This window comes from Planktothrix agardhii, assembly GCF_904830935.1.
GTDB lineage: Bacteria > Cyanobacteriota > Cyanobacteriia > Cyanobacteriales > Microcoleaceae > Planktothrix > Planktothrix agardhii.
The window spans coordinates 3,336,398-3,350,321 of record NZ_LR882952.1 but is presented as its reverse complement, the minus strand read 5'-3'; the positions used below and the strand labels follow the sequence as shown (position 1 = coordinate 3,350,321).

The 13,924-nt window shown below is 40.0% G+C and carries 12 protein-coding genes; 8 read left to right on the top strand and 4 right to left on the bottom strand.

Annotation, left to right across the window (positions count from 1 at the left end; all coding sequences use genetic code 11):
- The first annotated feature begins 82 nt into the window (after positions 1–82).
- The 4 genes from NMG88_RS15700 to lptC all read left to right on the top strand — a co-directional run bounded on the left by NMG88_RS15700 (position 83) and on the right by lptC (position 4,737).
- Positions 83–262 carry a hypothetical protein gene (locus NMG88_RS15700; protein ID WP_227350608.1) on the top strand — a complete coding sequence of 60 codons (180 nt, stop codon included), beginning with the start codon at positions 83–85 and terminating at the stop codon, positions 260–262.
- Between the two features lie 928 nt (positions 263–1,190).
- Positions 1,191–2,798, top strand: coding sequence for a methionine--tRNA ligase (gene metG, locus NMG88_RS15695; protein ID WP_026795547.1), 1,608 nt, complete (start codon positions 1,191–1,193; stop codon positions 2,796–2,798).
- 107 nt (positions 2,799–2,905) lie between these two features.
- Positions 2,906–3,523, top strand: a complete 618-nt coding sequence (locus NMG88_RS15690; protein WP_026795546.1) for a LabA-like NYN domain-containing protein — start codon at positions 2,906–2,908, stop codon at positions 3,521–3,523.
- A gap of 86 nt (positions 3,524–3,609) precedes the next feature.
- Positions 3,610–4,737 carry an LPS export ABC transporter periplasmic protein LptC gene (gene lptC / locus NMG88_RS15685; RefSeq protein ID WP_235751479.1) on the top strand — a complete coding sequence of 376 codons (1,128 nt, stop codon included), beginning with the start codon at positions 3,610–3,612 and terminating at the stop codon, positions 4,735–4,737.
- A gap of 340 nt (positions 4,738–5,077) precedes the next feature.
- On the opposite strand, the gene NMG88_RS15680 is transcribed toward lptC, so the two are convergent.
- Positions 5,078–5,962, bottom strand: a complete 885-nt coding sequence (locus NMG88_RS15680; protein ID WP_042154159.1) for a hypothetical protein — start codon at positions 5,960–5,962, stop codon at positions 5,078–5,080.
- Positions 5,963–6,108: 146 nt separating this feature from the next.
- A complete protein-coding gene (rpiA, locus tag NMG88_RS15675; protein WP_042154161.1) occupies positions 6,109–6,819 on the bottom strand; it encodes a ribose-5-phosphate isomerase RpiA in 711 nt (236 codons plus the stop codon).
- A gap of 153 nt (positions 6,820–6,972) precedes the next feature.
- On the opposite strand from rpiA, the gene NMG88_RS15670 reads away from it, so the two are divergent.
- On the top strand, positions 6,973–10,266 hold the full coding sequence (locus NMG88_RS15670; protein WP_254035590.1) for a tetratricopeptide repeat protein: 3,294 nt from the start codon (positions 6,973–6,975) through the stop codon (positions 10,264–10,266).
- Positions 10,267–10,579: 313 nt separating this feature from the next.
- Positions 10,580–11,371, top strand: coding sequence for a thioesterase II family protein (locus NMG88_RS15665; protein ID WP_235751481.1), 792 nt, complete (start codon positions 10,580–10,582; stop codon positions 11,369–11,371).
- Here NMG88_RS15665 and NMG88_RS15660 read toward each other — a convergent pair.
- Positions 11,342–11,626, bottom strand: a complete 285-nt coding sequence (locus NMG88_RS15660) for a hypothetical protein (protein WP_227365598.1) — start codon at positions 11,624–11,626, stop codon at positions 11,342–11,344. The genes NMG88_RS15665 and NMG88_RS15660 overlap by 30 nt on opposite strands.
- A gap of 105 nt (positions 11,627–11,731) precedes the next feature.
- Between NMG88_RS15660 and NMG88_RS22515 the strand changes: the two genes are divergently transcribed.
- Both NMG88_RS22515 and NMG88_RS15655 read left to right on the top strand, forming a co-directional pair.
- On the top strand, positions 11,732–11,857 hold the full coding sequence (locus NMG88_RS22515; RefSeq protein WP_264477052.1) for a hypothetical protein: 126 nt from the start codon (positions 11,732–11,734) through the stop codon (positions 11,855–11,857).
- A 431-nt stretch (positions 11,858–12,288) separates the two neighbouring features.
- Positions 12,289–12,618 (top strand): hypothetical protein, encoded by a 330-nt coding sequence (locus tag NMG88_RS15655; RefSeq protein ID WP_235751482.1) that lies wholly within the window; start codon positions 12,289–12,291, stop codon positions 12,616–12,618.
- 179 nt (positions 12,619–12,797) lie between these two features.
- Here the strand turns inward: NMG88_RS15655 and NMG88_RS15650 are convergent, their stop codons facing one another.
- Entirely contained in the window at positions 12,798–13,916 is a 1,119-nt protein-coding gene (locus NMG88_RS15650) for an alkene reductase (protein ID WP_227397841.1), read from the bottom strand.
- Between the last annotated feature and the right edge of the window lie 8 nt (positions 13,917–13,924).

Below are 13,924 nucleotides of genomic sequence, written 5' to 3'. Positions count from 1 at the left end.
GTTCATCGTACCCTGATCGGTGATCGGTGATTTATTTTTAGAAATAAAGCCCTCGGCGATTGAAATCGCGGCTACACAAACGATGTCGGCCTTCGTAGAAATAAAGCCGTCGGCGATTGAAATCACGGCTACACAAACGATGTCCGCCTTCGCGGACTTATATGGTATGTGGGTAGGAAAAATCCGCCCCCAGAATCTTCAACCCGCGTCGGCGGGTTTTGTTTGTGTAGATGCGGTTTCAACCGCCTTTAATTTGATGTGATCTATTTTTCCCTATAGAGTAGAAATAAAGCCCTCGGCGATTGAAATCACGGCTACACAAACGATGTCCGCCTGCGCGGACTTATATGGTATGTGGGTAGGAAAAATCCGCCCCAGAATCTTCAACCCGCGTCGGCGGGTTTTGTTTGTGTAGATGCGGTTTCAACCGCCTTTAATTTGATGTGATCTATTTTTCCCTATAGAGTAGAAATAAAGCCCTCGGCGATTGAAATCACGGCTACACAAACGATGTCCGCCTGCGCGGACTTATATGGTATGTGGGTAGGAAAAATCCGCCCCAGAATCTTCAACCCGCGTCGGCGGGTTTTGTTTGTGTAGATGCGGTTTCAACCGCCTTTAATTTGATGTGATCTATTTTTCCCTATAGAGTAGAAATAAAGCCCTCGGCGATTGAAATCACGGCTACACAAACGATGTCCGCCTGCGCGGACTTATATGGTATGTGGGTAGGAAAAATCCGCCCCAGAATCTTCAACCCGCGTCGGCGGGTTTTGTTTGTGTAGATGCGGTTTCAACCGCCTTTAATTTGATGTGATCTATTTTTCCCTATAGAGTAGAAATAAAGCCCTCGGCGATTGAAATCACGGCTACACAAACGATGTCCGCCTGCGCGGACTTATATGGTATGTGGGTAGGAAAAATCCGCCCCAGAATCTTCAACCCGCGTCGGCGGGTTTTGTTTGTGTAGATGCGGTTTCAACCGCCTTTAATTTGATGTGATCTATCTTTCCCTATAGAGTAGTATGGAATATGACTTAAAAGTAGTTCACCCAGTCAGGTTAGCGTTGGCGAAGCCCGGCGTCAGCAGCGCGTCCTCGCACGAAGCGAATATACAGTTTAAATGCAGTACAGCTTATTACCCCCATTATCCCCCTAGCTTTGATTAAAAATCTTTTAAATAAATCTAAATGAAATTGACACAAACCCCTTTAAATACCTTTTCTATTACAACACCTCTTTATTATGTCAATGATGTTCCTCACATTGGCAGCGCTTATACAACCATAGCGGCTGACGCCATTGCCCGATTTCAACGACTCCAAGGAAAATCAGTTCTTCTGATTACGGGAACCGATGAACACGGTCAAAAAATTCAACGCACAGCAGAGGAATTAGGTCGTTTTCCCCAGGATCATTGTGATCAAATTGCCTCTAGTTTTGCCTCCCTGTGGGAACATTTTGATATTCAGTATGATCGCTTTAGTCGAACAACTGCAACCCGTCACGAAGCCATTGTTAAAGAGTTTTTTCAACGGGTTTGGGATAACGGAGATATCTACCTCAGCCAACAGCAAGGTTGGTATTGTGTCGCCTGTGAAGAATACAAAGAAGAACGAGAATTAGCACCAGGAAAATTATGCCCCATTCATACTAATAAAGTGGTAGAATGGAGGGATGAGCAGAACTATTTTTTCCGGTTATCTAATTATCAGAAACATTTAGAAATCTTATATCAAGAGCATCCTGAATTTATTCAGCCAGAAAGTCGGCGTAACGAAGTCATGAACTTCGTGAAGCAAGGACTACAGGATTTTTCGATTTCTCGCGTTAATATTGACTGGGGATTTCCCATTCCTACCGATCCGAGTCATACGATTTATGTTTGGTTTGATGCCTTATTGGGATATGTAACTGCTTTGCTTGACCCCGAAGATGAACCCACCTTAGAAAATGCTTTATCGAAATGGTGGCCGATTAATTTACATCTAATTGGTAAGGATATTCTAAGGTTCCACGCCATTTATTGGCCAGCAATGTTGATGTCCGCAGGTTTATCTCTACCCGGTCGTATCTTTGGACACGGTTTTTTAACCAAAGATGGGAAGAAGATGGGCAAAAGCTTAGGGAATACTCTTGATCCCGTGGCTTTAGTCAATCAATATGGTTCCGATGCTATTCGCTTTTATTTTTTGAAAGAGATAGAATTTGGACAGGATGGTGATTATAGTCAGACTCGGTTTATTCATACCGTTAATGCTAACTTAGCTAATGACTTAGGAAACTTACTCAACCGGACGCTGAAAATGGCGCATAAATATTTTAATGGTTGTGTTCCTAATGTTAAGAGTCAGGATATCCCCCAAGAAGATGGGCTCAAATCCGTCGGTCTAACCTTAACGGATACAGTAACTCAAGGTTATGATTCCCTCGCTTTTAGCGAAGTTTGCCAGGCTATTTTCAGCTTAATCCAGGCTGGGAACAAATACATTGATGAGAAAGCTCCTTGGAGTCTTTATAAACAAGGAAAACAAGAAGCGCTCGCTCAAGTTCTGTACTCGGTTTTAGAATCAGTTCGGTTATCATCTTATCTTTTGTCCCCGATTATTCCGAATATTAGCACTCGGATTTATCAACAACTGGGATATACTATTGACTTTAATGACCAGACTATAATCACAACATCACTGTCCTTTGATATCCATGGGGTTTGGGGCGCTTTACCCGCCAATCAACCCATACAGGAAGGACAACCCGTGTTTAGACGCTTGGAGGATTTAGAGGAGGTGTCATCCTAAATTCAACCCCGTTTTAATGATAGCCTGGTTTAACATAAAACATCAATTTCAATTGGTTTACCTTACTCACACTCAAATCATTTTTTTCATAAAAAAGAGGTATAAAAATGTTCAATCATCTCACCACTGGAGAACTGTTTACTCCTGAACAAGTTCTGGAAAACAGGGGCCGGGTTGCTATCTTTATTGATGGTTCTAATCTATTTTATGCAGCTTTGCAACTGGGAATTGAAATTGATTACAGCAAATTATTGTGTCGTTTAACCGCCGGATCTAGGTTGTTACGCTCCTTTTTCTATACGGGAGTCGATCGGACTAATGAGAAGCAACAGGGCTTTTTATTGTGGATGCGACGGAATGGCTATCGGGTGATTTCTAAAGATTTAGTTCAACTTCCTGATGGGTCTAAAAAAGCCAATTTGGATGTAGAAATCGCCGTTGATATGATGGCCTTAGTAGGTTCCTATGACACGGCGGTTTTAGTCAGTGGCGATGGAGATTTAGCCTATGCGGTGGACTCCGTGAGTTATCGCGGTGTGCGGGTAGAAGTAGTGAGTTTGCGAGCGATGACCAGTGATAGTTTAATTAATGTCGCCGATCGCTATATTGATTTAGAAATGATCAAAGAAGAAATCCAAAAAACCCCCCGTAGTCCCAGCTATAGCTATCGTCCCCTATCGGGAATTAGTTTAATTGATGGACAAATAATTGAGGAGCATTCCTAGAAAAACAAACAGAGTAAAAGCTGGCTTAGGCTGGTTTTTACTCCATTTATTTCTGAAGTTCTGAATTCCTAAATTATTAAAATTAGATGCGGTTGTTACTGGTTTGGGTAATTATTTTAGTCGGAATTTATGCTTGCGCTCCCAAAAATGTTGAACCGACCTCAAAGGATTCTAAATCTAAGCCTTCTGAAGAATTTGAACGGACATTAACTTTAGATGATGTCACCTTAGAACAGGCGGATGATCAGGGAAAATTGTTATGGAAAATTAAAGCCAAGCAGATCAATTATAGTAAAGACAAAAAAATGGCAACGGTAAAAAATCCCGTTGGTGAATTATACGATCAGGGTAAATTACTATATAAAATTAAAGCCGATCAAGGGGAATTTGAACAGAATAGCAGACGTATTTTTTTACGCAATAATATTGTGGCTACCGATCCAAATACGGGTCTAGTTTTGAAGGGAAAAGAACTAGAATGGATTGTCCAACAGTATATTATTGTAGTGCGAAATGGAGTCACCGGAGATCATGCTCAATTGCAAGCGGTGGCTCGGGAAGTTCAGGTATTTTATCGCCAAAAACGAGTAGAATTTTGGGATAAAGCCACTGTCAGCGCAAAAGATCCGGTTGTTAAGTTACAAAGTGATCATATTATTTGGCAAATGGAACCGCAACTTTTAATCAGTAATATGAAAACTGAGATTGAACGCTATCAAAATCAAACTATTACAGACCGAGGGGTGGCAGAAACAGCAGAAATGAATTTAAAAACTAAAATTGGTATTCTGAAAAAGAATGCTCAAATCGCTTTATCTCAACCACCTTTACAAATTTCTAGTCAGGAATTACAATGGAATTATGAGAAACAAACGATTAGTTCTCCCCAGTTTATTACCATTATTCAACGAGAGCAGCAAGTAACTTTAACCGCAAATCAAGGATGGGGAGATTTGAAAAATAATATCTTTTATTTAACTGGGAATGTAGTCGGAATTGGTCAAAAACGTCAAGTCCAATTAAATGCTAATGCAGTTAATTGGGATATTATTCAACAGTCTTTTTCCGCCGAAGGAAACGTCGTCTATCGTCAAATTGATCCCCCATTTAGTTTGATGGGAGAAAAAGCCGTGGGTCGGTTTGAAAATGATACAATTGTGGTTAGTGGAGGGAATACGGGAACCCCTGTAGTTACGGAAATTATCCCTGAATAGTGATATAGCAGGGAACAGGGATTTTAAACACAACTCAAATAGGATTGCTATATATAATCAAAACAGTTTTTGATCTATTTTTACCCTCTTATTTTAAATTAATTAATTTAACTAAACATCTAACTATGGAGATAGAAATAAAAAATATTCAGTTATTAGGACTATATAATTATGCAGAGATTCTATTTAATTTATTAGGGCTAAATTCGCCAAGATGTATAATAGGTAAGGTTTACCCTAAAATCCTTCTGTTTTCTGCAAACGGCATCAAATATTAGTGTCAAGATAAAACCAGGCTCGGCTTAAAAACTCGTGAAAGTCAGATCCCATTCGTTCACAATTATTCCTGTAACCCAGCTTGTTGTAAAGCTGACTCTAAAAGAGGTTGGAGTTTAAGGATTTCAGTCCATTGATTCAGATAGTTAAAATCAAGACGTTCTCCTTGGACTTTTAAAACCCCTAAGACATCTCTCCACTGTTTTTGAGACTCCGTAGCCGAAAGTTTATACCAAGACAACTTTTGTAGAATAATATCTTCAGATGAATAGATATAAATTCCGGTTTCGGAATCATCAATCCTATAAATTTGACGACGACTCATTTTAGAACGAGAAAAACCATCATCTCCAATTACAAAAATATCGACTTTTTCCATTGATTTTAAATGAATAATATTAAATGATCTTCTCTGATTAATAGCCTCTATAACAGCAGATTCACTAATATAAAAATCTTCTGTCAATGCTTGAATAAGTTGCGGTGCTTGCGACGGTGAAATACTAATCACTAAATCTAGGTCTTGTGTTGAACGACTTTCTCCTAAAAGAGAACTCGCCACAGAACCCCCCACCAAATAGGGAATATTTAAAGTTTCAAACAGCACAGCTATTCGACAGGCTAATTCTAGGGGATCTAAAATCATCCATTTCTCCTCTATCTCGGATTCTATTGTTTTTAACCCTAAAATTGTAATCCATTCTTGACCTAAACGCCTTCTAATTAATTCTTGACGAACCCAAGACAAACAACTATTAGGATACTGATTTTTGATGCCAATTAGTATTAATTTTCGAGTGGATTGATTGAAGTGGCGAACTCGTTGAGCTTTCTGTTGGGGTGTAAGTTCTCGCAACAGTTGAAACATTAGCACATCTGCATCAATGCTGGTGTCTTCTGACTGGGGAGTGTATCCAAGTTTGACTGTAGCAACTGGAATAGATGGCATAGAAATTGGCAGGTTTGATGGCTAAAATATATGATTTTTATTGTTGCTATATTCTACCTGATTTTAACCGAAGTAGATGCTCTGAAAGTTCGTCCCCTGGAGAACCAGGGAACGAGAGTAACGAGGGTATTTAAGGTTATTTAAGGTTATAAAATTTCTCGAACTTTCGCTTCTCCGTCGATAACTTCACCGACAAGAATGATATCAGCAACCCCCACAAATAAACCATTATCTAAAACCCCAGGAATATTGTTGATTTCTTTTTCTAATTCGGCGGGATTTTCCAGCAGATCAAACTTAACATCAATCACCAAATTTCCTTCATCTGTCACCACTGGCCCCGCTTTTTTTACCCCCATTCTTAGGGTCGGTTTTCCCCCTAATTTTTCCAGGGCTTTCATCACTGGAGTCATCGCCATCGGAATCACTTCAACGGGTAATAAAAAAGTTGATCCGAGTCTATCAACCAGTTTAGAATTATCGACAACTACAATAAAAACTTCTGCCAAACTATCAACAATTTTCTCACGGGTATGGGCAGCCCCACCTCCTTTAATTAAATTTTTGCTAGGATCAACTTCATCAGCACCATCAATGGCAATATCAATGTGATCCACTTCGTCTAATGTGGTTAATGGAATGCCATATTGTTTGGCTAATACTGTGGCTTGAAAGGAGGTAGGAATGCCTTTAATATCTTTGAGTTCTCCACTTTGGAGCCGTTCTCCAATATACTGAATCGCGTAGGCTGTGGTGGAACCAGTTCCGAGTCCAACAATCGTTCCCGATTGTACTCGATCAGCGGCGGCTTTGCCCACATACTGTTTCATTAATGTTACGGGATCTGGTTGGCTCATTTTAATTTATCCTCAATAAAGGGTTGTTTTAGATGGGAGTCAAGTCTAATTTAACCACAAAGACACAACCAACACAAAGAAGTTATAAACACTAACCGACTGATTGATATACTGATTAACGTGGGCATTTGATTCGTAATTGGAGAGTAAATTGTGAGTTTAGATTCGGTTTCTTCCCTATTAAAACAAGGGATTCAGCTTAAAGAATTGGGGAATTTAGAAGCTGCAATTCATATATTTCAGCAGGCTTTAGCCATGGATTCCCAAGACGCAGAAGTTTATAAAAGACTGGCGGAAGTTTATATTTTAATCGGTAAGGAAGAAGACGGAATTAACTATTTACATCAAGCCCTAAATTTACAACCGGATTTGGCTTCTGCGTATTTGGTTGTGGGAAATGCTCTTTATGTTCAATCTCGGTTAGATTTAGCGATTTTAGCCTATACCCAAGCCCTAGAAATACAACCTGATTTTACAGAAGCCCATGCTAATTTGGGCAGTATTTATTTTATCAAAGAACGTTTAGATGAAGCACTTTCCTGTTATCAAATAGCACTAGAAATTAATCCAAATCAAGGGTTAATTTATTGGATGACGGGAAATTTACTCACAAAACAGGAGAAAATAGAACTAGCAATTAATTATTATCAAAAAGCCATAGACTTACAACCAGATAAAGAAATATTTTATTTAAAAATAGCTGAAAATTTAGTTAAAGTAAATCAAGTTAATCAGGCAATTAATTGTTATAAAAAAGCGATTCAACTTAATCCCAAACAAGCCTTTACCCATCAGGAACTAAACCGACTACTGCAATTAAAGTTTCAAGAGTCTGGCGAGGTTGAAGGCGAGAATCCAGGGTTTTATGAAGGGGGAGTTGAATTAGCAAATGCTGGACTAGAAACCCAATTCCAATCTCGATCTGAATCCAATATTGAAACAGCTTTAGTTGCGTCTGCAAATCAACAGTTTTTAGTGAACACTCCCCCAGAAAAAGAGAGTGAAAATTTAGAAGTTCAACAATATAAACAAAAAGCTGAAATTCTCATGAGTCAAGGGTTTTATCAACAAGCCCTTGTCGCTTGTCATCAAGCCTTGAAATTACAACCGGATTATTTACCCGCCTATTTAACACTAGGAAATATTCTGCAATTCCAAGGCAAAATAGAATCGGCATTACGGGCTTATTTTCAAGCATTAGAAATGCGACCAAATTTCGCAGAAATTCATGCTAATATTGGCACTATGTTGTTTAAAATGCAACAGTGGGAACAGGCAATTTCGAGTTATGAAAAAGCATTAGAACTTAATCCTAATTTAGCGGCAGTTTACTGGAATTTAGGCAAGGTTTTTCAAACCGTGGGTCGGGTTGATGAATCTATTACAGCTTGGCAAAAAGCCTTAGAATTACAACCGAATTTAGTTGAAGCGGAATTTAACTTTGAATTTGGCAATAGTTTAGCCCGTCGAGGTCTTTGGGATGAAGCTGCTAAAAATTATCAACGAGCGATCGCTTTAAAACCTCAGTGGGCAGAAGTTTATGCTAATCTAGGGAGTGTGCGATCGCAACAAGGAGAAGAACAAGAGGCTATTCAATATTATCAAAAAGCGATTGAACTTAAACCCGATTTACCTCAACCCTATCTCTATCTCGGTCATATTTTCTCAAATAAAGGGGAATCGGAACAGGCTATTTATCATTATCAACAATCAATTAAACTTAAACCCGATTCTATTGATAGTTATGCCAATATTGCGAATATTTATGCTAAAATTGGTAGGGTAGAAGCAGCGATTCAAAACTTTGAACAAGCCTTAGCTTTACAACCGGATTGGGCAGAACTTCATTGTCGATTAGCCCATATTCGCAAACATGATCAGCCCTCAGAAGCCCTAATTAATTTAGAAAAAGCAATTGAGCTTAAACCGGATTTTGTCGAAGCCTATCAACAATTGTGTGATTTACTCAGCCATTCCACAAATTTAGCTAAAGCTAGAGAAATGTCGGATTTATATTGTCAGAAATGTGGGGATAAAGTTCCGGTTTTATCAGCAGTTGCCTATATTTTTGCCTATAGTCAATCGGGGGCTTGTCAACAGGCGCTAGAAAAACTCATAGAATTAGAAAAAATTTGTTATCAAGATCCCGATAAATTAGAGGTTTCAGAAGTAATTATTCTCTATGAAATTCTCCTATTTACGGTTTCCCACCTGCGGGATGATGTGGAAGCCAACGCCAAATTATATCGCTTAATTGCCCAACAATATGCTAAACATCGCTTCAGTGGAGTCCCCTCGCCTCAGTATGCCTTGATACCTGAAAAAACGAGTTTGAAACCCCTAAGAATTGGCTTGATTTCTAAACACTTCCGACGGCATTCTGTGGGCTGGTGTAGTGAGAACTTAATTAAAGAATTGTCCCTAATTTCCCCCCATATTTATATTTATGTCACCGGACAGTTACCAACGGATGAAGTTACCCAAAGATTTGAACAAATAGCGGCGAAATTTTACTGGCCAAAATCCTTTCCGAATGGGTTTGGTTCGCCAGAGGAATTAACTACAGAAATTCTGGGAGATCGATTAGATATTTTAGTGGATTTGGACTCTATGACCGTGCCTACAAATGTTCAGATATTATATCGTAGACCTGCCCCGGTTTGTGTGTCTTGGTTAGGGTTTGATGCTCCCTATGTTTCCGGTGATAACTATTTCTTTTGTGATCAATATAGCCATCCCCAAGGAATTGAAAAACATTACCTAGAAAAGTTAATCCGTTTACCCCATACTTCCGTCGCTTTAGAACCTTTTAAAAGCCGTCCAGTGGATAGAAATGCGGTGAGAAAGGGTTTAAATATTCAGCCGGATCAAATAGTTTATTTATGTGTAGCACCCGGACGAAAAACTAACCTAGAAATGATTCAAGCTCAGGTTAAAATTCTTCAAGGAGTTCCCAATAGTGTATTACTCAGGAAAGGTCAAGGGGATAATAACTTAATTCGAGAACTTTATCACCAAGTTTGTGTTGAACAGAATGTTGATCAAGGTCGAGTAATTTTTATTGGGTTAACCAAAACCGAAGAAGAACATCGAGCGATTTATTATGTGGCGGATGCCCTATTAGACTCCTATCCTTATAATGGAGGAACCCATAATTTAGAGGCTCTATCGGCTAATTTACCCATTATTACCCGGGCTGGGGAACAATATTTATCTCGCATGGGTTACTCGTTTTTAAAAGCAGTTAATCTCGATATCGGTGCGGCTTGGACTTGGGAAGAATATACACAATTAGGGATTAAATTAGGTTTAGATGCTAATTTACGCGATCAAATTAAATCCCATTTAATTCAATCTCAAAACCAAAATTCCTTAGCCCCTTTATGGAATCCTAAAAAATTAGCGAGGGAAATGTATGATATTTTTGAGAAACTTTATCGGGAATAGGAAATAGTTTTTACAGGACTTACGCAGGCACACTATATATAGTGTGCCTGCGTAAGTCCTGTCAGTTAAAAGCTGAATCTTTGTCCAGTTATTTAATCAAAGAACTGAATTGTCCTTCGATAAAAATGGAACTTGTTTGATTCTTTTGGGTTTATTTTTAAATAAATAATCAGGACTTTTTAGGGTGATTGCTATTATCATTGGTATGCGATCGCCTACTTTTAGTACGCTATATATAGCGTGCTTGCGTAAGTCCTGGAAATATTTACTCACTTAAATTAAAATTTGTTGAAGTTCCACTAAACAGAAATTTATGCAAATAGACCAACCAAAGCCCAATCTAACCCCAACTGCTAACTCCTGGGTAACATATCCAAAACCTAATCCTGAAGCTAAATTACGACTATTCTGCTTCCATTATGCCGGGGGTGGAGCCGCGATATTTCGTTCTTGGATTGATAGTCTACCATCAACGGTTGAGATTTGTCCAATCGAACTTCCCGGACGTAATTCTCGACTGCGGGAAACCCCTTTTACCCAAATGGAGCCTCTGATACAGGCTCTTGATCGAGCCATATTACCCCACCTAACTAAACCTTTTGCTTTTTTTGGTCACAGTATGGGCGGATTAGTTAGCTTTGAACTGGCGCGGCTACTTCGTAAAGAATATAACCAAAGTCCATTACACCTGTTCGTTTCGGGATACCGCGCTCCGCAAATTCCCGATCGCACTCCCCAAATTCACGCCCTACCAGAATCGGAATTGATCAAGGAATTGCGTCGCTATGCTGGTACACCGGAAGCGGTACTAGAAAATGCTGAGTTGATGGCACTGTTGCTTCCTACTCTCCGAGCCGATTTTTCGGTAGTTGAAACTTACTCCTACAAGGACTTACCGCCTCTGGATTGTCCAATTACTGCTTTTGGTGGATTAGAAGATTTGAAACCTAACGCCTTGGAGATAGAAGCTTGGTGGGAACAAACCAACTCGGCTTTCTCTGTGGAGATGTTTCCCGGAGATCATTTCTTTTTGCACTCAGCCAAATCTCTTGTCCTAGAATGCTTGGGAAAATCGCTATTGATCATTGATCAGGGGATCAATTAAGTCAACTATCTGTTCAAATTGAAATTTCCGCACTGCTTTTGTTAGAAATTGGATTAGAGGAATTTCTGGATCTGGAATTTCTTTAATTAATTCTATTACAACTTGGACATCGGGATCGCCGATTTCTACCATCAAAGGTTTTGCCATATCTTCTACCGCTTTTTGTCCACTACGATAGGAAAGATAACCAACTAATCCTACCGCGCCCATTAAAATGGGACAAATCACCCAATTCCTGTGTCTTCCATCACTCATAACCCCTGATCAACCTCACAATTAGATCAGGATGATATCACGGTAAACCTCAATTGAGAATGGCACAATTTTAAAGATAAGGCTAAGTCTTTGGAGTGCTGACCTATGGCAACTCAACTTTCCGCAAAAGAACTACGCCCCAACCCCTTCATCGCCTACCGTGATCCCCAAACGGGAAAATGGATTGTTGTGAAACCTGAAGCTAAGGACGTTGAGGTAGTAGCCGCATAAAGGATAACAAGGTTTAAGAGAAAAAATTTTCTGGGTCATGGGCCATTTTCAAAGGATATAGCAACCGCCAAGGCAGTTAAAACACCAGACAGATCTTGGAACCCAGACGGTAAAGTGTTTTCCCCGGGTGTTCCCTCCTGCCCTAGCCCCCCGTGCACGGGGGGCTAGGGCAGGGCTGTTTCATTTTCCATTGCCAACCCCTAAGACCTAACCCCCCAACCCCCTTCCCTACTAGGGAAGGGGGAGTAATAAATAATTTTTTATGTTTAATAGTAATAATTAGAATGCACCCTGGAACTTTAGCTTAATCTTTTGAGTCGGTTGTGTTAATAGGATGACTCGGAACTGGTCTAGTTTAAATAGTGTCACACTCCCCTGTATTTGTCAGAGTAAATATAAGTAAAGTAAGAATATCGAGTTAAATTTTAACCATGAAATCAAATCTGACTTTAACAACTTTTGAATATACTGTCAGTTTTACTAACCCTTGTGATAGTTCCTTGAGTATTTCAGATTTGCAAGAAATTATTAATAAGATTGAAACTTTTACTGGAGATGAATGGCTTTCGTTGTGTCCTGATATCGATCAAGGGGAACTCTATCGGGAATGGTTTATCTGCTATGATTTTGAAGTCACTCAAACTTGGGAAGCCTACGATTATTTAACCGACGATTGGTTTGAATCCCAGGATTTATCGCAAGTTAAAGCAATTATTAATCGGATTGAAAATGCTAGAATCTATATCCCTATTGCCGCTTAATTGTTGCTGTTTCTTAACTGTAAAATCCTATGATAATTCCCAAGGGGCTAATTAGCCCCTATATTTTTGAGAACTAATTTGTATAGTAGGGAACACCGGAACAGGCAATAGAGATCAGTATCAGTCTTAACTGCCAAGGCCGACTGCTATGATTACGAATGAACGGCAACAGATGGCAGTTATTCTAAAGTGGGATAATCGGTATAGCCTTTTTCATTTCCCCCATAAAATGAAGATCGATCATAAGGATTTAAGGAGGAATTAATCTCAAAACGTTTTGGCAAATCGGGATTAGAAATAAATAACCGCCCATAGGCAATTAAATCGGCATTTCCAGAAGCGATCGCTTGATTTCCACTGTCTCGATTATGAGATCCGGCGGAGATAATTGCCCCCTTAAAATAGTTACGGAAAAACCCCGCACTTAATTCGGCTAAAGGAATTTCTGCCTGATCTATTTTAGCCCAATTATTCAGAGCATCAGCATTTGATCGCGGTTCAACAATATGCAAATAGGCTAGATTAAATTGATTTAAAGCATTAGCTACATAACTAAAGGTTGCCACGGAATTAGAGTCGGATATACTATTAAATGTACCCGCCGGAGACAGTCTCACCCCGACGCGATCGCTTCCCCAAACACTAACAACTGCTGTTGTTACTTCTAATAAAAATCGGCTTCTATTTTCGAGTGTGCCACCATACAGATCGGTGCGTTTATTTGTACCATCTTGAAGAAACTGATCCAATAAATAGCCATTGGCACTATGAATTTCTACCCCGTCAAAACCCGCCGCCAAAGCATTTTCCGCCCCTTGGCGATAGTCCTCTACGATTCCAGAAATTTCCTCGGTTTCTAAAGCTCGGGGGGTGACGAAGGGTTTTTCCCCTTCTAGGGTGCTGGCTGTGCCTTCCGGGGCGATGGCTGAAGGAGCCACGGGTAAGGCTCCATTGGGTTGTAGTAAGGGATGGGAAATCCGGCCAACGTGCCACAGTTGCAGGAAAATCCGGCCTCCCTGTTGGTGAACTGCTTTGGTGACGAGTTTCCAGCCTTCGGTCTGTTCGGCTGAATGAATTCCAGGTGTGCCTGGGTAGCCTACTCCTTGGGGGGAGATTTGGGTAGCTTCGGTAATAATTAATCCCGCCGAGGCTCGTTGTCCATAATATTGGGCGTTGAGGGGGACGGGGACGTTTCCAACTCCGGCGCGGTTGCGGGTTAGTGGGGCCATAACAAGGCGGTTGGGTAAGGTATAGCGACCCAATTGGAAGGCGGAAAATAGGTTAGATTGACTGTTCATTATATCTT